This window comes from Kocuria sp. KH4, from assembly GCF_053711175.1.
Window position 1 is genome coordinate 67,663 of sequence record NZ_JBSJYX010000008.1, and the last position, 18,819, is coordinate 86,481.

The 18,819-nt window shown below is 72.7% G+C and carries 12 protein-coding genes and 1 tRNA gene; 11 read left to right on the top strand and 2 right to left on the bottom strand.

Annotated features, from left to right (window positions below):
- Positions 1 to 23: 23 nt before the first annotated feature.
- The 5 genes from lgt to ACWCOM_RS08195 all read left to right on the top strand — a co-directional run bounded on the left by lgt (position 24) and on the right by ACWCOM_RS08195 (position 9,570).
- Positions 24 to 908 (top strand): prolipoprotein diacylglyceryl transferase, encoded by an 885-nt coding sequence (gene lgt / locus ACWCOM_RS08175; RefSeq protein ID WP_454548241.1) that lies wholly within the window; start codon positions 24 to 26, stop codon positions 906 to 908.
- 302 nt (positions 909 to 1,210) lie between these two features.
- The gene (gltB, locus tag ACWCOM_RS08180) at positions 1,211 to 5,881 is read left to right on the top strand and encodes a glutamate synthase large subunit (protein WP_454548242.1); all 4,671 of its coding nucleotides are present in this window, start codon (positions 1,211 to 1,213) and stop codon (positions 5,879 to 5,881) included.
- Positions 5,874 to 7,337 (top strand): glutamate synthase subunit beta, encoded by a 1,464-nt coding sequence (locus ACWCOM_RS08185; protein WP_454548243.1) that lies wholly within the window; start codon positions 5,874 to 5,876, stop codon positions 7,335 to 7,337. The genes gltB and ACWCOM_RS08185 overlap by 8 nt, the downstream gene beginning before the upstream one ends.
- 287 nt (positions 7,338 to 7,624) lie before the next feature.
- Positions 7,625 to 9,103: a pyruvate kinase gene (pyk, locus tag ACWCOM_RS08190; RefSeq protein ID WP_454548244.1), complete on the top strand. Its 1,479-nt coding sequence runs from the start codon at positions 7,625 to 7,627 to the stop codon at positions 9,101 to 9,103.
- Positions 9,088 to 9,570: a PaaI family thioesterase gene (locus ACWCOM_RS08195; RefSeq protein ID WP_454548245.1), complete on the top strand. Its 483-nt coding sequence runs from the start codon at positions 9,088 to 9,090 to the stop codon at positions 9,568 to 9,570. The genes pyk and ACWCOM_RS08195 overlap by 16 nt, the downstream gene beginning before the upstream one ends.
- 78 nt (positions 9,571 to 9,648) lie before the next feature.
- Here ACWCOM_RS08195 and ACWCOM_RS08200 read toward each other — a convergent pair.
- Positions 9,649 to 9,728, bottom strand: a tRNA-Leu gene (locus tag ACWCOM_RS08200).
- Between the two features lie 269 nt (positions 9,729 to 9,997).
- Between ACWCOM_RS08200 and ACWCOM_RS08205 the strand changes: the two genes are divergently transcribed.
- From ACWCOM_RS08205 to rpsA, 4 genes are all read left to right on the top strand, one after another.
- Positions 9,998 to 10,573 carry an ANTAR domain-containing response regulator gene (locus ACWCOM_RS08205; RefSeq protein ID WP_454548297.1) on the top strand — a complete coding sequence of 192 codons (576 nt, stop codon included), beginning with the start codon at positions 9,998 to 10,000 and terminating at the stop codon, positions 10,571 to 10,573.
- Positions 10,574 to 10,628: 55 nt separating this feature from the next.
- Positions 10,629 to 13,520: a DNA polymerase I gene (gene polA, locus ACWCOM_RS08210; RefSeq protein ID WP_454548246.1), complete on the top strand. Its 2,892-nt coding sequence runs from the start codon at positions 10,629 to 10,631 to the stop codon at positions 13,518 to 13,520.
- Between the two features lie 53 nt (positions 13,521 to 13,573).
- Complete coding sequence (locus ACWCOM_RS08215; protein WP_454548247.1) at positions 13,574 to 14,986, top strand: GNAT family N-acetyltransferase; 1,413 nt, start codon at positions 13,574 to 13,576, stop codon at positions 14,984 to 14,986.
- Positions 14,987 to 15,155: 169 nt separating this feature from the next.
- On the top strand, positions 15,156 to 16,634 hold the full coding sequence (gene rpsA / locus ACWCOM_RS08220; protein ID WP_454548248.1) for a 30S ribosomal protein S1: 1,479 nt from the start codon (positions 15,156 to 15,158) through the stop codon (positions 16,632 to 16,634).
- Between the two features lie 205 nt (positions 16,635 to 16,839).
- Here rpsA and ACWCOM_RS08225 read toward each other — a convergent pair whose 3' ends face one another.
- Entirely contained in the window at positions 16,840 to 17,559 is a 720-nt protein-coding gene (locus ACWCOM_RS08225; protein ID WP_454548249.1) for an IMPACT family protein, read from the bottom strand.
- Between the two features lie 82 nt (positions 17,560 to 17,641).
- Between ACWCOM_RS08225 and coaE the strand changes: the two genes are divergently transcribed.
- Together coaE and ACWCOM_RS08235 are read left to right on the top strand one after the other, a co-directional pair.
- Positions 17,642 to 18,265 (top strand): dephospho-CoA kinase, encoded by a 624-nt coding sequence (gene coaE, locus ACWCOM_RS08230; RefSeq protein WP_454548250.1) that lies wholly within the window; start codon positions 17,642 to 17,644, stop codon positions 18,263 to 18,265.
- 188 nt (positions 18,266 to 18,453) lie between these two features.
- A complete protein-coding gene (locus ACWCOM_RS08235) occupies positions 18,454 to 18,723 on the top strand; it encodes a hypothetical protein (RefSeq protein ID WP_454548251.1) in 270 nt (89 codons plus the stop codon).
- The last annotated feature ends 96 nt before the right edge of the window (positions 18,724 to 18,819 follow it).

The window sequence follows — 18,819 nt, forward strand, 5'->3', positions numbered from 1 at the left end:
CCGACGAGCCGAGGCCCCACCCCATGCTGCTGAGCGCCGCTTCCCCCGTCCTGCTGAGCGTCCCCGTCCGGGCCGGCATCCCCTCCCCGGACTGGTCGGGCCTGTCGGTGGGGCCGCTGACCGTGCACGCCTACGCCCTGTGCATCCTCGCCGGGATCGCCGCGGCGCTGTGGCTGACCCTGCGGCGCTGGAAGGCGCTGGGCCTGGACCCGGAGATCGTCTGGGACGTCGTGATGTGGGCGGTGCCCGCCGGGATCGTCGGCGCCCGGGCCTACCACGTGCTGATCACCGACCCGGCCGGCTACTTCGGCCCGGGCGCGGATCCCGTGGACGCGCTGCGGATCTGGGAGGGCGGGCTCGGCATCATGGGTGCGGTGGCCTTCGGCGCGGCGGCCGCCTGGTGGGTGTGCCGTCGGCACGGGGTGTCCCTGGCCGTGTTCGCCGACGCCGCCGCCCCGGGACTGCTCCTGGCGCAGGCGATCGGGCGCTGGGGCAACTGGTTCAACCAGGAGCTCTTCGGCCGCCCCACGACCCTGCCGTGGGGGCTGGAGATCGACCCGGCGAGCGCGAACTTCCCCGCCGGGCTGCCCGCCGACACCCTCTTCCACCCCACGTTCCTCTACGAGTCGCTGTGGAACCTGGCCGGCGTGGTGCTGCTGCTGGCCCTGGACCGGCGGTTCCGCCCGGACGGCGGCCGGCTGTTCGCCCTGTACCTGGTGCACTACGGGCTGGGGCGGCTGCTGATCGAGCTGTTCCTGCGGATCGACCCCTCCCTGATGGTGCTGGGGCTGCGGGTGCACGTGTGGACCTCGCTGGGCGTGGTGCTGCTGGGCCTGGCGCTGTTCGCGGCGCTCACCGTGCGCCGCCGGCGGGTCCGGGACGGCGCCGCGCAGCCCGCGCGGACCTGATACCGCGCCACGGCCCCGTGATACCGCGGCGGGTCCGGGAGTTTTCAGACTTGTAACATCGGGGTGCTAGATTTCACTGGCGCACGACCGGGGACGGGCGAACCACGTTCCCCGCTCCTGCGCACGCCAGAGCGTCCAACGTCGGACCTTCCTGGAACGGGGCCCTTCCGCCGTCCGGCACCCCCTCGACCACCGTGCGAGGACGCCGGCGGCAGCTCACGAACCGGCGGCACCTCCCGACCGGAGCTCTGCCGCGGGGGCCGCTCCTGCTGACCACATCTCATGGTGAGGAGACGTCTGTCATGACTTCTACCCCCGCCGGCACCCCCGGTGACACTTCCGACCAGCACGGCACGGACCCGCGTCCGGCCGACCCGGCCGAGATCGCCGAGGACCAGGCGCCGTCGCCGTTCGAGCAGTTCTCGAACGCGCCCGAGGAGCAGGGCCTCTACCACCCGGACGAGGAGAAGGACGCGTGCGGGCTCGCCGTGGTCGCGACCCTCAACGGCGCCCCCACCCACGAGATCGTCGATGCCGCGCTGACCGCCCTGCGCAACCTGGAGCACCGCGGGGCCGTGGGCGGGGACGAGGGCACCGGGGACGGCGCCGGGCTGCTCACCCAGCTGCCCGACGCGTTCTTCCGGGCGGTCGTGGACTTCGAGCTGCCGCCCCTGGGTGGCTACGCCGTGGGCACCGCGTTCCTGCCGCACGGCGGGGTGAACGCGGAGCAGATCCAGGCGGCGCTCGAGGAGATCGCCGCCTCGGAGGAGCTGCGGGTCCTGGGCTGGCGCCCGGTCCCGGTCGCCGAGTCCGTGGTGGGCCGCTCCGCGCGCGAGGTCATGCCCTGGTTCGTGCAGCTCTTCGTGGCCGAGCCGGCCCCCGCCCCCGAGGACGAGGCCGCCCGCCGCCGCCTGGACCAGAAGGCCTTCCGGCTGCGCAAGCGCGCCCAGAACAAGGCCGGCGTGTACTTCCCCTCCCTGTCCTCGCGGACCATCGTCTACAAGGGCATGCTCACCACCCAGCAGCTGGAGCCCTTCTACCCGGACCTGGCCGACGAGCGGTTCGCCACCGAGCTGGCGATCGTGCACTCGCGCTTCTCCACCAACACGTTCCCCTCCTGGCCGCTGGCCCAGCCCATGCGCACCCTGGCGCACAACGGCGAGATCAACACCGTGAAGGGCAACCGCAACTGGATGCGCGCCCGCCAGTCGCAGCTGAAGTCCCCGCTGCTGGGCCGCAATCCCGAGGAGCTCTTCCCCATCTGCTCCCCGGGCGCCTCCGACTCGCAGTCCCTCGACGAGGTGGCCGAGCTGCTCGTGCTCTCCGGCCGGCCCGTCACCCAGGCCATGATGATGATGATCCCGGAGGCCTGGGAGAACCACGAGACCATGGACCCGGCCCGCAAGGCGTTCTACCGCTACCACGCCTCCTTCATGGAGCCGTGGGACGGCCCCGCCGCGGTCGCCTTCACCGACGGCGTGCAGGTCGGTTCGCTGCTGGACCGCAACGGCCTGCGCCCGGGCCGGTTCTGGGTGACCGAGGACGGGCTCGTCGTGCTGGCCTCCGAGGTCGGCGTCGTCGACATCGGCGACCGCAAGGTCGTGCGCAAGGGCCGGGTGTCCCCGGGCACGATGTTCCTCGTCGACACCGCCCGCGGGCGCATCGTGGAGGACGCCGAGATCAAGGCCGAGATCGCCTCCGCCGCGCCCTGGGAGGAGTGGGCCGACGCCAACATCGTCGACATCGCCGACCTGCCCGAGCGCGAGCACATGGTCCACCCGCGCTCCTCCATCACCCTGCGCCAGAAGACCTTCGGGTACACGCAGGAGGAGCTCAAGATGATCGTGGGGCCGATGGCGGCCAAGGGCGCCGAGCCCATCTACGCCATGGGCACCGACACCCCGATCGCCGTGCTCTCGGAGCGGTCCCGCACGCTGTTCGACTACTTCGTGCAGTCCTTCGCGCAGGTCACCAACCCGCCGCTGGACGCGATCCGGGAGGAGCTGGTCACCAGCCTGCGCGGCACCGTGGGGCCGACCGGGAACCTGCTGACCACCGAGCGGGTGCGCACCCGCCAGATCGCCCTGGACTTCCCGGTCATCGACAACGACCAGCTGGACCAGTTCCTGCACATCGAGGGCGAGGACGGGATGCCCGCCGCGCTCCGGGTGCGCGGGCTGTACCGGCCCGACGGCGGGGCCGAGTCCCTGCGCGCCCGGATCGCCGAGATCTGCGAGAAGGTCTCCGCGGCCGTGTCCCGCGGCGTGGAGTACGTGATCGTCTCGGACCGCGACTCCAACGGGGCGTGGGCGCCCATCCCCTCGCTGCTGCTCACCTCCGCGGTGCACCACCACCTGCTGCGCTCGGCCACCCGCACCAAGGCGGCGCTGATCGTGGAGGCCGGCGACGTCCGCGAGGTCCACCACGTGGCGCTGCTCATCGGCTACGGCGCCTCCGCGGTGAACCCGTACCTGGCGATGGAGTCCGCCGAGGAGCTCGTGCGCGCGGGCGACCTGACCGGGATCACCACCGAGCACGCCGTGCAGAACCTGATCAAGGCCCTGGGCAAGGGCGTGCAGAAGATCATGTCCAAGATGGGCATCTCCACGGTGTCGTCCTACTGCGGCGCCCAGGTCTTCGAGGCCCTGGGCCTGTCCCGGGAGCTGGTGGACGACTACTTCACCGGCACCCACACCCAGATCGGCGGCATCGGCCTGGCCGTCATCGCCGAGGAGACCGCCTCCCGCCACCGCCGGGCCTACCCCGCGGACGGCGTGACCGAGCCCTACCGCGACCTCGAGACCGGCGGGGAGTACGACTGGCGCCGCGACGGCCCGCCGCACCTGTTCAACCCGCAGACCGTCTTCCGGCTGCAGCACGCCACCCGCAGCGGCCGCTACGACATCTTCAAGTCCTACACCAAGCTCGTGGACGACCAGACGAAGAAGCTGCTGACCCTGCGCGGGCTGCTCGGCTTCTCCGCCGACCGCCGGCCGGTGCCGCTGGAGGAGGTCGAGCCCGTCAGCTCGATCGTCAAGCGCTTCCAGACCGGTGCGATGAGCTACGGCTCCATCTCCCAGGAGGCGCACGAGACGCTGGCCATCGCCATGAACCGGCTCGGCGCCAAGTCCAACACCGGCGAGGGCGGCGAGGACGTCGAGCGGCTGCTCGACCCGCAGCGCCGCTCGGCGATCAAGCAGGTGGCCTCCGGGCGCTTCGGCGTCACGAGCCTGTACCTCACGAACGCCGACGACATCCAGATCAAGATGGCCCAGGGCGCCAAGCCCGGCGAGGGCGGCCAGCTGATGGCCCAGAAGCTCTACCCCTGGATCGCCCGGACCCGCCACTCCACCCCGGGGGTGTCGCTGATCTCCCCGCCGCCGCACCACGACATCTACTCGATCGAGGACCTGGCGCAGCTGATCTACGACCTCAAGCGCTCCAACCCGCGGGCCCGCGTGCACGTGAAGCTGGTCTCGGAGATCGGCATCGGCACGGTGGCCTCCGGCGTCACCAAGGCCAAGGCCGACGTGGTGCTCGTCTCCGGGCACGACGGCGGCACCGGCGCGGCCCCGCTGAACTCGCTCAAGCACGCCGGCGCCCCCTGGGAGCTCGGCCTCGCCGAGACCCAGCAGACGCTGATGCTCAACGGGCTGCGGGACCGGGTGGTCGTCCAGGCCGACGGGCAGATGAAGACCGGCCGCGACGTGATCATCGCGGCGCTGCTGGGGGCGGAGGAGTTCGGCTTCGCCACGGCGCCGCTGATCGTCGAGGGCTGCATCATGATGCGCAAGTGCCACCTGGACACCTGCCCCGTGGGCGTGGCCACGCAGAACCCCGAGCTGCGCAAGCGCTTCACCGGCAAGGCCGAGCACGTGGTGAACTTCTTCGAGTTCATCGCCGAGGAGGTCCGGGAGTACCTGGCCCAGCTCGGGTTCCGCTCGATCGAGGAGGCCGTCGGGCACGCCGAGGTCCTGGAGACCAAGGCCGCCATCGACCACTGGAAGGCCCACGGGCTGGACCTCTCCCCGGTGCTGCACTCCACGGTGCTCGAGCACCGCGGCGCCGCCGTGCGCAACATGCGCGGTCAGGACCACGAGCTGGAGAAGCACTTCGACAACGAGCTCATCCGCCTCTCCCGGCCCGCCCTGGAGAAGCGCGAGCCCGTGCGGATCCAGCAGCACGTCATCAACACCGACCGGGCGGTCGGCACGATGCTCGGCCACATGGTGACCCGCACGTTCAGCACCGACCTGCTCGCCCACGACACCATCGACGTGACCCTCACCGGCCAGGCCGGTCAGTCGCTGGGCGCGTTCCTGCCGCAGGGCGTCACCCTGCGCCTGGAGGGCGACGCCAACGACTACACCGGCAAGGGCCTCTCCGGCGGGCGGATCATCGTGCGCCCCGAGCGGGACGCCGTGTTCGAGGCCTCCGAGAACGTGATCGCCGGCAACGTGATCGGCTACGGCGCCACGAGCGGGGAGATCTTCCTGCGCGGCACCGTGGGCGAGCGCTTCCTGGTGCGCAACTCCGGGGCCACCGCGGTGGTCGAGGGCATCGGGGACCACGGCTGCGAGTACATGACCGGCGGCACCGCCCTGGTGCTGGGCCGGACGGGGCGCAACTTCGGCGCCGGGATGTCCGGCGGCGTCGCCTACGTCATCGACCTGGCCGAGACCTCCGTCAACAAGCAGGCCCGGGACAGCGGGGAGCTCCAGCTGCTGCCGCTGGACGAGGCCGACGCCGAGGCGGTGCTCGCGCTCATCACGAAGCACGGCGAGGAGACCGGCTCCGAGCTCTCGGACCGGCTGCTGGCCGATCCGGTGGCCACGCTGGGCCGGTTCACCAAGGTCCTGCCGCGGGAGTACGCCGCGGTGCAGGGCATCCGCGAAGAGGCCGCGACCCGGGGGCAGGACCCCGACGGCGACGAGGCCTGGCACAAGATCCTGGAGGTGACGACCCGTGGCTGATCCGCGCGGTTTTCTGAAGGTGACCGAGCGCGTCGACCGCCCCAAGCGGCCCGTGCCGGTCCGGATCATGGACTGGAAGGAGGTCCAGGAGGCCCAGGACCGGGGGGTGCTGCAGAAGCAGGCCGGCCGGTGCATGGACTGCGGCATCCCCTTCTGCCACGAGGGCTGCCCCCTGGGCAACCTGATCCCGGAGTGGAACGACCTCGTGTGGCGCGGCCTCGACGCCGAGGCGGTCGAGCGCATGCACGCCACCAACAACTTCCCGGAGTTCACCGGGCGGGTCTGCCCGGCCCCGTGCGAGTCCTCGTGCGTGCTCGGGATCAACCAGCCGGCGGTGACCATCAAGCAGATCGAGTACTCGATCGGGGAGATGGGCTTCGACGAGGGCATCATCAAGCCCTTCGTCCCGCAGCGGCTGGTCGGCAAGACCGTGGCGGTCGTGGGCTCCGGGCCCGGCGGCCTCGCCGCGGCCCAGCAGCTCACCCAGGCGGGCTTCACGGTCGCGGTCTACGAGCGCGACGACCGGATCGGCGGGCTGCTGCGCTACGGCATCCCCGACTTCAAGATGGAGAAGGAGGTGCTCGACCGCCGCCTGGACGTCATGCGCGCCGAGGGCACCCGCTTCCGCCCCGGCGTGGAGATCGGCAAGGACATCACCTGGGACCAGCTCAAGCGCCGCTACGACGCCGTCGTGGTCGCCACCGGGGCCACGCGCCCGCGCGACCTGACGATCCCGGGCCGCGACCTCGAGGGCGTCCACTTCGCGATGGACTACCTGGTGCAGGCCAACCGCCTGGTGGCCGGCGACGAGGTCGAGGGGCAGATCTCGGCCGAGGGCAAGCACGTCATCGTGCTCGGCGGCGGCGACACCGGCTCAGACTGCATCGGCACCGCCAACCGCCAGGGCGCCGCGTCGATCACGTCCCTGGCGATCGGGCGCAAGCCCGCCGCGGACCGCTCCGACGCCGACCCGTGGCCGATGATGCCGAGGGTCTTCGAGGTCTCCACCTCCCACGAGGAGGGCGGCGACCGCACCTACATGGCCTCGACCGTGGAGTTCGTGGGCGAGAACGGGAAGCTGACGGGGCTGAAGGTCGCCGAGACCGAGTACCTGCCCGACGGCCGCCGCGCCCCGAAGCAGGGCACGGAGAAGGTCCTCCCCGCCGACCTGGTGTTCCTGGCGCTGGGCTTCACCGGCAACGAGTCCGAGGACATCACCGAGCAGATCGGCGCCGAGCTGGACGGGCGGACCAACGTGGCCCGCGACGACCGGTACATGACCAACGTGGACGGGGTGTTCTCCTGCGGCGACGCGGGCCGGGGCCAGTCCCTGGTCGTGTGGGCGATCGCGGAGGGGAGGGCCTGCGCGTCCGCCGTCGAGCGGTTCCTCCTGGGCTCCACCCGCCTGCCGGCCCCGGTGGCCCCCACGGACCGGGCCATCGACCTCAGCCTGTAGGGCCGCGGACCGCAGCGCGGTCCACGGCACCATCCACGGCACCGCCCACGGCGCGGCCCGCACCCCTGCATCCGGGGGGCGGGCCGCGCCGTCGTCGGGGGAGGGGCCCCGGGGAGTCTCGGCCTCGACACCACGGGCCGCGTTGGTAGGCTGGGAACGACCTCCCCGCTCCGGGGCAGGACAAGCAGGCAGAGCGGCCGGGAGCTGCGCCGCGCCCGCGCGGCGTCCCGGTCGTTCTTTTCTGTGCGTCCACCCGCGGTGGCACCCCACAACCCAAGGCGGCACACATGCGACGAGCAAAGATCGTGGCCACGATCGGTCCGGCCATCTCCTCCTACGAGAACCTCTCCCAGGCGATCCGGTCGGGGATGAACGTGGCCCGGCTGAACATGAGCCACGGCGACCACTCGGTCCACGACGCGTCCTACGAGAACCTCCGCCGGGCCTCGACGGATGCCGGGCAGACCGTCGCGATCCTCGCCGACCTGCAGGGACCCAAGATCCGGCTCGGCCGCTTCGCGGACGGGCCCCACGAGCTGCTGCCCGGCGACGTGTTCTCCATCACCGTCGAGGATGTCGAGGGCACCGCGGACCTGTGCTCCACCACCCACAAGGGCCTGCCCGGTGACGTGAACGTCGGGGACCCGCTGCTCATCGACGACGGCCGGGTCGCCCTGCGCGCCACCGCCGTCACGGACACCACCGTGACCACCGAGGTGGTCGTGGGCGGGCCGGTGTCCAACAACAAGGGCATCAACCTGCCCGGGGTGGCCGTGAACGTCCCGGCGCTGTCGGACAAGGACGAGGAGGACCTGCGCTGGGCGCTGCGCCGCGGCGTGGACCTGATCGCGCTGTCCTTCGTGCGCGACGCCAAGGACATCGTGCGGGTGCACGAGATCATGGACGAGGAGGGCCGCCGGCTGCCCGTGATCGCCAAGATCGAGAAGCCCCAGGCGGTGGACTCCCTGCACGAGATCATCGACGCCTTCGACGGCATCATGGTCGCCCGCGGCGACCTCGGCGTGGAGCTGCCGCTGGAGCAGGTGCCGATCGTGCAGAAGCGCGCCATCGAGCTGGCGCGGCGCTGGGCCAAGCCGGTGATCGTGGCCACCCAGGTGCTGGAGTCGATGATCGACAGCCCGCGCCCCACCCGTGCGGAGGCCTCCGACTGCGCCAACGCCGTGCTCGACGGCGCCGACGCCGTGATGCTCTCCGGGGAGACCTCGGTGGGCAAGTACCCGATCGAGACCATCGAGACCATGGCGAGGATCATCGAGGCCACCGAGTCCCAGGCCCTGGAGCGCGTCCCGGCGCTGGGCACCGAGCCGCGCACCCGCGGGGGCGCGGTGACCCGGGCGGCCGTGACCATCGCCCGCCAGCTCGACGTGAGCTACATCTGCACCTTCACCCAGTCCGGGGACTCCGCCCGCCGGCTCTCCCGGCTGCGCCCGGCCCACCCGATCCTGGCCTTCACCCCCGAGCCGCTGGTCACCGCCCTGATGTCCCTGCTGTGGGGGGTGCAGCCGATCCAGGTGGCGAAGGTCGACCACACCGACGACATGACCCGCCAGGTGGACCTGCACCTGCAGGAGCAGGGCCTGGCCGGGGAGGACGACCTCGTGGTGATCTGCGCCGGCTCGCCCCCCGGGGTCGCCGGCACCACCAACCTCGTCAAGGTCCACCGGGTGGGCGACGTCGCCGACGCCGGGGAGCTGCTGGGCGGGCAGCGCAAGCGGGAGCGCGTGGGACCGTGGCGGGAGGGCTGATCGGGCGCCTCGACCCGGAGGAGCACGCCCGAGACCTCCGCGAGCACGGCGTGCCGGAGGAGCTGCACGCGGGCTTCCCCGGGCACGGTATCGGCGGTCTCGCCCGGGCGATGGGCATCCGGTTCACGGAGCTCACGCCCGGGCGCGCGGTCGCCACCATGCCGGTGGAGCCGAACACCCAGCCCGGCGGGATCCTGCACGGCGGGGCGCACTGCGTCCTGGCCGAGACCCTGGCCTCCTCGGCCGCGAGCGTGCACGCCGGCCCGCAGCGGTTCGCGGTGGGGGTCGACATCAACGCGACGCACCAGCGCGGGATCGCCGCCGGGACGGTCACCGGGATCTGCACGGCGCTGCACCTGGGCGCCACGATGACCGTGCACGAGGTCGTGATGACCGACGAGCAGGGGCGGCGGCTGTCCACGGCCCGGGTCACCAACCTGCTGCGCGAGCGTCCCGCCGGGAACTGAGCGGGGAGCGGACGCGGGGCCGGCCGGCCGGCGGCCCGGGGCGCGAAAAAACCCCGGACCGCCGGTCCGGGGTGCTCGTGCCCAAGGTGGGACTCGAACCCACACTCCGTGGAACCGCATTTTGAGTGCGGCGCGTCTGCCAATTCCGCCACTTGGGCCCGTGATCGCAGTCCGCGCGGCCCCGGCGGGGGGCGGCTCCTGCGCTCGACCAGCGTACAACAGTTATAGGCTGGGACCGATCGGACGGCACGTGCCGTGCCGGGCGGGCCCGGACCGCCCGGGCACCCGGAGTCCACGGTTCCGCCCGCCGCGGGACCGCCCCACCAGCAGGCAAGGAGTCAGCGTGACGGAGCAGCCGAAACCCGCCCCGGCGGAGGAGCCCGAAGACCGGGACCGCGCCCTTCCCGGCGAGGACGCCGGGACGTCCCTGCGCCCGCGCCGCCGGGTGGTGGTCGCCGAGGACGAGACCCTCATCCGCCTCGACATCGTGGAGATGCTCGGGGAGGCCGGCTACGACGTGGTGGCCGAGGCCGACAACGGCCAGCGCGCCGTGGAGCTGGCGCGCGAGCACCGCCCGGACCTGGTGCTGATGGACGTGAAGATGCCGGTGCTGGACGGGATCACGGCCGCCGAGCAGATCGCCTCGGAGCGGATCGCCCCGGTGGTGCTGCTCACGGCCTTCAGCCAGCGCGAGCTCGTCGAGCGGGCCCGCGAGGCCGGCGCGATGGCCTATGTGGTCAAGCCGTTCACCGTCGACGACGTGGTGCCCGCGATCGAGATCGCGATCTCGCGCTTCGAGGAGATCGCGGCGCTGGAGCGCGAGGTCTCCGACATGAAGGAGCAGTTCGCCACCCGCAAGCTCGTGGAGCGCGCGAAGTCCCTGCTGACCACCAAGATGGGGCTGAGCGAGCCCGAGGCCTTCCGCTGGATCCAGAAGACCTCCATGGACCGCCGGCTGTCCATGCGCGAGGTCGCCGAGGCGATCATCAACCAGGTGGCCTGACCCGCCCGGCGGCGGCGCACGGACCCGCGTCGGGCGCGGGCCCTAGGATGGGTCCGTGAGTGAAACGACGCAGCAGATCCTGACCGACAGCAGCTCCGAGGCCGGTGTGCCCACGGTGACCGTGGGGGCGGAGACCGACCACCCGGTCGAGGTCGAGATCCCCCGGCCGGTGTCCCGGCCGGACCGGAAGCTGCTGCTGGTGGACGGCCACTCCCTGGCCTTCCGGGCGTTCTTCGCGCTCTCCCGCGCCGCCGAGTACGGGGGCGGGCCCGCGTTCGTGACCTCCGACGGGCGTCACACCGAGGCCGTGTACGGCTTCGTGAACACGCTGGTGAAGCTGGTCCGGGAGCAGCAGCCCACGCACCTGGTGGTCTCCTTCGACCTCGAGGGCCCCACGCTGCGCTCCCAGGAGTACGAGGAGTACAAGGGCGGGCGGGACGAGACGCCCCAGGAGTTCCACGGCCAGGTCCCGCAGATCCGCCGGATCCTCGACGCCCTCGGGGTGCCCGTGGTCACCGCGGAGGGCCACGAGGCCGACGACGTCCTGGCGACCCTGGCCCGCCGCGGCGCGGAGCAGGACTACGAGGTGCTGGTCTTCTCGGGGGACCGGGACGCCTTCCAGATGATCGACGAGCACGTCACGGTGGTCTATCCCAGGCGCACCCCCTCCGACCTCAAGCACATGGACGCCGCCGCGGTGGTGGAGAAGTACAAGGTCCCGCCGCAGCACTACCCCGACCTCGCCGCGCTCACCGGCGAGCAGGCCGACAACCTCCCCGGCGTGCCCGGGGTGGGGGCCGGCTTCGCGGCCAAGTGGATCCTCGCCTACGGGGACGTGGCCTCCCTGCTCGAGCACGCGGACCGGATCAAGGGCAAGAAGGGGGAGGCGCTGCGCGAGCACCGGGCCGCCGTGGAGCGCAACCGCCGGCTCAACCGGCTCGTCACCGACCTCGGCCTCGACGTGGACCTGGCCGACGCCGCGCTGCCGGTGCCCGACGCCGGGGCCGTGGGGGAGGTCTTCGACGACCTCGAGTTCGGCGAGGGGCTGCGCAACCGCCTCTTCGACGCGTTCGGCCGCCCGCAGGAGGAGACCGCGCCTCCCGCCGACCTCGGCCTCGGGGAGGTGGCCCGGCCCGGCACCGCGCAGGAGCTGCAGGACTGGCTGGCCGCGCAGGACGGGCCCGTGGTGCTGCGCGCCCTGCACCGCGAGGACGACCCCGAGCTGCCCGGGGCCCGCGAGCTGTCCGGGGTGGTCCTGGCCCGGGGCGGGGACGCGCCCGCCGCCGTGTTCCTGGACCTCTCCGCCGCGGACGCGGGAGTGGAGTCCGCCCTGGCCGGGTGGCTCGCCGACGCGGGCCGGGCGAAGGTCGTGGACGGGGTCAAGGACGTCTGGAAGTCCCTGTCCGTGCGCGGGCTGGTGCTGGAGGGCGTCGTGGACGACCCGCAGCTCTCCGCCTACCTCCTGCAGCCGGCGCGGCGCAGCTACGAGCTGACGGCCCTGCTGGAGGAGCGACTGGGCCTGACGGTGGCCGCCGCGGAGGACGCCGGCGCCGCGGCCCAGGGCCAGCAGGAGCTCGCCCTGGACGAGCAGCCCTGGCCCGACCCGGCCGGGCTGCGCCGGGAGGCGGAGCTGGCCGTGGCCACCGCCCAGCTCTCCGCGCACCTGCTGGACCAGCTCGCGCAGACCCACCAGACCGGCCTGCTCACCGACCTGGAGCTGCCGCTGGCAGTCGTGCTCGGGCGGATGGAGCTGGCCGGGATCGCGGTGGACCCCGACGGCGTGCAGGTCCTGCTCGACGACTTCGCCCGGGTGATCGAGCAGGCCAAGCAGGAGGCCCACGCCCAGATCGCCGAGCCCGTCAACCTGGGCTCCACCAAGCAGCTGCAGCAGGTGATGTTCGAGGAGCTGGGCCTGCCGAGGACCAAGAAGATCAAGTCCGGCTTCACCACCGACGCCGACGCCGTGGCGGAGCTGCTCACCCGCACCGACCCCGACTCCCAGGGCCACCGCTTCCTGGCGAGCCTGCTGGCCTACCGGGACGCCAACAAGCTGCGCCAGACCGTCGAGGGCCTGCAGAAGGCCATCGCCGAGGACGGGCGGGTGCACACCACCTACACGCAGAACGTCGCCGCCACCGGCCGGCTGTCCTCCACCAACCCGAACCTGCAGAACATCCCGGTGCGCACCGAGGAGGGCCGGCGCATCCGCGCCCTGTTCGTGGTCGGGCGCCCCGACGCGGGCCGGGAGTACGAGCAGCTGCTCACCGCCGACTACTCCCAGATCGAGATGCGCATCATGGCGCACCTGTCCGGGGACGAGGCGCTCATCGAGGCGTTCCGCAGCGGGGAGGACCTGCACCGCTTCGTCGGGTCGAAGATCTTCGGCGTGGCCCCGGAGGAGGTCACCGCGGCGATGCGCTCCAAGGTCAAGGCCATGAGCTACGGGCTGGTCTACGGGCTGAGCTCCTTCGGGCTCTCCAAGCAGCTGCGCATCCCGGTGGACGAGGCCCGCACGCTGATGAGCGACTACTTCACCCGGTTCGGGGCCGTGCGGGACTACCTGCGCGGGGTCGTGGAGCAGGCCCGCGCCGACGGGTACACCGCCACGATCGACGGCCGCCGCCGCTACCTCCCGGACCTCTCCAGCGACAACCGGCAGCTGCGCGCCGTGGCCGAGCGCGCCGCCCTCAACGCCCCGATCCAGGGCTCGGCGGCGGACATCATCAAGAAGGCGATGCTCGGCGTGGACCGCCGCTTCACCGCCGAGGGCCTGTCCTCCCGGGTGCTGCTGCAGGTGCACGACGAGCTCGTGGTGGAGGTCGTGCGCGGGGAGGGGGACACCGTGGAACGGGTGCTGCGCGAGGAGATGGGCGGGGCCGCCGAGCTGGCGGTGCCGCTGGAGGTCAACGTGGGCGCCGGGCGGTCCTGGCACGAGGCGGCCCACTGACCGCTCCGCCCGGCCCGCACCCGACCGCCCGCACCGCGAACGAGGGACACGACATGGACCTGACCCACGGCGCTCCGACGCCGCCGACCACCCCGGGCACCGTGACCGAGTCCTACTCGGCCGCCGGGCACGACTACACCTTCGCGGAGTTCGGGGTGGGCCCCGGCGGCGCGGCGGACAACCCCGCCGCCGCGGAGTGGGTGCGGGCGATCCGCCAGGGCTTCCACCAGGCCGAGCCCACCGACGAGACCCTCGAGCGCACCCTGTCCTGGATGCGCGCCGAGCGGGTCCGGCTGCGGGCGGCGTATCCGCACGCGGTGCCGGAGGCGGCGCTGCCCACCCGGCGGCCCGTGGCCACGTTCGCCTCCTGGGAGGGCTCCCTCAACGTGGGCCGCGGCCGGCTGCTGCGCGCCCGGCTGATCTCCGAGGTCACGGTGCGCCCCACCCACAGCCGCCGGGGCCTGCTGCGCCGGCTGATGACCGGCGCCCTCGACCGCGCGCAGCGGGACGGCTACCCGGTGGCGCTGCTCACCGCCACGGAGGCGACCATCTACGGGCGGTTCGGCTTCGGCGCCGCCACGTTCAACCGCGAGGTCGGCGTCGACGCCACCACCCGGCTGCAGCTGAAGGCGCCCACGGTGGGCACCGTGGAGATGGCCGACGGCGAGGACGTGCGCCGGCTCGCCCCCGTGCTCTTCCAGCGCTTCCACGAGAGCTCGCACGGGTCGGTGAGCCGGGTGGCCTACCACTGGCCGGAGTACACGGGCGAGTACGCGATCAATCCGCAGCGGGCCGACCCCGAGGTGCGCTGCGCCGTCCACTACGACGACGCGATGCGCCCGGACGGCTACGTCACCTACCGGTTCGAGCCCAACACCTCCTACCCGCTGACCCTGACCGTGCTCGACCTCGTGGGCGCCTCCCCGGACGTGTCGATCGCCCTGTGGGAGTTCGTGACCTCCCTGGACCTCGTGGACCAGGTCCGCTTCGGCCGGGCCCCCGTGGAGGACCCGCTGGTGTGGGCCATGACCGACCGCGCGAAGTACCGGGTCACCTCGGAGTCGGACAAGGTCTGGGTCCGGGTCCTGGACCCGGCCGCCGCCCTGGAGGCCCGCCCGTACACGGTGCGCGGGCGGATCGTGATCTCCCTGGTGGACGCGATGGGCTACGCCGACGGCCTGTGGGCGCTGGACACCACGAGCGGGCGCCCCGTGGTCGAGCGCGTCGCCGACCGGCCCCGCACCGCCGACGACGACGCCGGCCGGTCCGTGCCCGCGGTGGAGCTGCCGGACGGGGCCGACGTGGCGATGCGGGTGGACGTGCTGGGCTCCCTGTACCTCGGGGCGGTCAAGGCCAGCACCCTGGCCCAGGCCGGGCTGATCGTCGCCCGCGACGAGGACGCGCTGCGGGACCTGCAGGACTTCATGGAGACGCCGACCGCCCCCTACGGGATCACGCAGTTCTGAGCGGCGCCGCCCGCGCGGGCGCGTGTTGCTTCCTTTTCGGCGCATCCGTAGACTGAGCCGGTGCGTGCTGTGCACGCACCCTGTCCAACAGTCCTTCGGAGCGGCCGCGGCCGGCCGGCAGGTGCCGTTCCGACTGATCAGAACCTATCCACATCGGAGCCCCTACTACATGACCACCACCACCCCGCAGGTTGCCGTCAACGACATCGGGTCCGCGGAGGACTTCCTCGCCGCTGTCGACGCGACCATCAAGTACTTCAACGACGGCGACCTCGTCGAGGGCACCGTCGTCAAGGTCGACCGCGACGAGGTCCTCCTCGACATCGGCTACAAGACCGAGGGCGTCATCCCGTCCCGCGAGCTGTCCATCAAGCACGATGTCGACCCGGACGAGGTCGTGACCGTGGGGGATGAGGTCGAGGCTCTGGTCCTCACCAAGGAGGACAAGGAAGGCCGCCTGATCCTGTCCAAGAAGCGGGCTCAGTACGAGCGCGCCTGGGGCGACATCGAGAAGGTCAAGGAGGAGGACGGCGTCGTCACCGGCACCGTCATCGAGGTCGTCAAGGGCGGCCTCATCCTGGACATCGGCCTGCGCGGCTTCCTGCCCGCCTCCCTCGTCGAGATGCGCCGCGTGCGCGACCTCGCGCCGTACATCGGCCAGCAGATCGAGGCGAAGATCATCGAGCTGGACAAGAACCGCAACAACGTGGTCCTGTCCCGCCGTGCCTGGCTCGAGCAGACCCAGTCCGAGGTCCGCTCCAACTTCCTGCACAAGCTCGAGAAGGGCCAGGTCCGCACGGGCACGGTCTCCTCGATCGTCAACTTCGGCGCCTTCGTGGACCTGGGCGGCGTCGACGGCCTGGTGCACGTCTCCGAGCTGTCCTGGAAGCACATCGACCACCCGTCCGAGGTCGTCGAGGTCGGCCAGGAGGTCACCGTCGAGGTCCTCGACGTGGACATGGACCGCGAGCGCGTCTCCCTGTCGCTGAAGGCGACCCAGGAGGATCCGTGGCAGCTGTTCGCCCGCACCCACGCCCTCGGGCAGGTCGTGCCGGGCAAGGTCACCAAGCTCGTTCCCTTCGGTGCGTTCGTGCGTGTCGAGGACGGCATCGAGGGCCTGGTGCACATCTCCGAGCTGGCCCAGCGCCACGTGGACATGGCCGAGCAGGTCGTCTCCGTGGGCGACGAGCTGTTCGTCAAGGTCATCGACATCGACCTGGACCGCCGCCGCATCTCGCTGTCGCTCAAGCAGGCCAACGAGGGCGTGGACCCGGACTCCACCGAGTTCGACCCGGCCCAGTACGGCATGGCCGCCGAGTACGACGAGCAGGGCAACTACAAGTACCCCGAGGGCTTCGATCCCGAGACCAACGAGTGGATCGAGGGCTACGAGGAGCAGCGCACCGCCTGGGAGCAGCAGTACGCCGACGCCCAGGCCCGCTGGGAGGCCCACAAGGAGCAGGTCCGCAAGTCGATCGCCGAGGACGCCGAGGCGGCCGCCGGCGGCACGACGAGCAGCTCCTCGTCCTCGTCCTCCTCGTCCGCACCGGCTCCGACCAGCTACTCCTCCGAGGCTCCCGCCGACTCCGGCACCCTGGCCTCCGACGAGGCCCTGGCCGCGCTGCGCGAGAAGCTCACCGGCGCCTGAGCCGAACGGCACCGGCAGGCAGTCCTGCACTGCACTCCGACGGCCCCCGCCCTTCCCAGGGCGGGGGCCGTCCCCGTGTCCGGCCCCGGACGCGACCGTTGCCGTGCGGTGGTCTCGGTCCGGCCCGGTCCCGGCGGTGACCGCCGCGGGGACCCGTCCGGCGCCGGACGCGGCCGCCCGCCCCGGGCGGCGGGGCGCGGTGCGCTCAGGCCGGGGGAGCGGCGGCGGAGTCGACCCAGTCCACCCCGTCCGGGTGCAGGACCCCGGCGCCGCCGGTGAGGGCGGCCACCCGGGAGTGCGCGGCGGCGAGGGCGGCGTCGTCGTCGGGCAGGGCGAGGCCGAGCTCGGCCCCGGCGGCCCCGTAGGAGGCGCCCAGCACGGTGGGGCCGGCGGCCCGCAGCTCGTTCTCGATCCGGCCGGCCTGCGCGTGCGAGGCCGGGAGGCGGTAGAGGCGCAGCCGGCGGCGGCGGACCAGCCGGGCGCCGTCGAGGGCCTGGGACACCGCGTCGGAGTAGGCGCGCACCAGCCCGCCGGCCCCGAGCAGGGTGCCGCCGAACCAGCGCACCACCACGGCGCTGACGTCGGAGAGGTCGGTGACGTCGGCCCCGTCCGGGGTCGAGCCCGTGCGGCGCAGCACCAGCGCCTCGAGCATGGGCAGACCCGCGGTGCCGGCCGGCTCCCCGTCGTCCGAGGAGCGCTGGACGTCCCGGTCCGGGCCCAGCACGAACGCGGAGCAGTGGTGGCGGGCGTCGTGGAAGCCCCGGCGCAGCTCCTCCACCAGCGCCCGCGCCTCCGCCTCGGTGCCGGCCCGGCGGAGCACGGCCAGGAACCGGGACCGCTTGATCTCCAGCTCGGCCACCGCCTCCGTGCCCGCGGCGAGCGTGGTGTAGGCGGTGGCGCGGCTGAGCAGGGGGTCCGGGTCCATGCTCCCCACTCTAGGGCGGCCGGACATTCCCTCGACGGGGAGGCGTGAGCCCCCGTCCGCGCCCGGCGGCTACCATGGCCGCATGCTGACCATCGGACTCACGGGCGGGATCGCCTCGGGCAAGTCGACGGTCTCCCGGCGGCTGGCGGGGCTCGGTGCCACGGTGATCGACGCCGACGCCATCGCCCGCGCCCTGCAGGAGCCCGGGCAGCCCGGCCTGGCGGGGATCGCCGAGGAGTTCGGGCCCGCGGTCCTGACGCCCGACGGGCGGCTGGACCGCGCCGCGCTGGGGACGCTGGTGTTCGGCGACCCGCAGGCCCGGCAGCGGCTCAACGCGATCGTCCACCCGCTGGTGCGGGCCGAGGCCGAACGGCTCGCGGCCGCCGCCGGCGAGGACGCGGTGCTCGTGGAGGACATCCCCCTGCTGGTGGAGACCGGCCAGCACGGGCGCTTCAACCACGTGCTCACCGTGCAGGCCCCCGTGGACGAGCGGGTGCGGCGGATGGTCGAGGACCGCGGCATGACGGAGACGGACGCCCGGGCGAGGATCGCGGCGCAGGCCACGGACGAGGAACGGTCCGCGGTCTCGGACACCGTGCTGGTCAACGACGGCCCCGTGCAGCAGCTGCTCGACCGGGTGGACGCCTGGTGGGAGTCGCACGTCGCGCCCCGCCTGCAGGCCCCGGCAGACCCCCGTCGCCAGTAGATCGGCATTCCTCCCGGCAGCACCGCCGGGCCCGGCCCACGCTTCCGCCCCGGGCCACCGGGCGCCCCGCACCATCACCGGGTGCGTCACGCGGAGCGGCGGGACCGGCCGGTCCACCGGGGCCGTCCCTCCCGGCGGGTCCTGGCGATAGAATGGTGAGCACCATCACATCGGCATCGGGGGACGCCATGGTGAAGAAGAAGCAGACCGCCACGCGGGACAGGGAGCAGCCGCACCGCATCCTCGACCGGCTCAACGCCATCGCGATGCGGGTCTACGGGCCGGGGGACCGCCTCGCCCAGACGCAGGAGGGCCAGCACATGAGCGAGGCCGCCGAGCGGTGGTATCAGGAGGTGCAGGAGCACTTCTACGTGGAGAAGGACCAGCACGGCAACGAGTACCTCTACCACCGCGACGACTCGGGTGAGGGCACGAGCACCGGCAGCGCGCGCAACTGACTCCCGCACGCACCGGGACACGGGCGGGGCACCTGTCGCAGGGGCTCCGCCCGTTCGCGTGTCCGAGCGCGTTCAGGGGCTTTTGCACACACGACG

Excerpts from the sequence above, each read along its gene's own strand:
- pyk (WP_454548244.1), top strand. The coding sequence starts at position 7,625 with ATGCGACGAGCAAAGATCGTGGCCACGATCGGTCCGGCCATCTCCTCC.
- rpsA (WP_454548248.1), top strand. The coding sequence starts at position 15,156 with ATGACCACCACCACCCCGCAGGTTGCCGTCAACGACATCGGGTCCGCG.
- ACWCOM_RS08235 (WP_454548251.1), top strand. The coding sequence starts at position 18,454 with ATGGTGAAGAAGAAGCAGACCGCCACGCGGGACAGGGAGCAGCCGCAC.
- gltB (WP_454548242.1), top strand. The coding sequence starts at position 1,211 with ATGACTTCTACCCCCGCCGGCACCCCCGGTGACACTTCCGACCAGCAC.
- lgt (WP_454548241.1), top strand. The coding sequence starts at position 24 with ATGCTGCTGAGCGCCGCTTCCCCCGTCCTGCTGAGCGTCCCCGTCCGG.
- ACWCOM_RS08215 (WP_454548247.1), top strand. The coding sequence starts at position 13,574 with ATGGACCTGACCCACGGCGCTCCGACGCCGCCGACCACCCCGGGCACC.
- ACWCOM_RS08225 (WP_454548249.1), bottom strand. The coding sequence starts at position 17,559 with ATGGACCCGGACCCCCTGCTCAGCCGCGCCACCGCCTACACCACGCTC.
- coaE (WP_454548250.1), top strand. The coding sequence starts at position 17,642 with ATGCTGACCATCGGACTCACGGGCGGGATCGCCTCGGGCAAGTCGACG.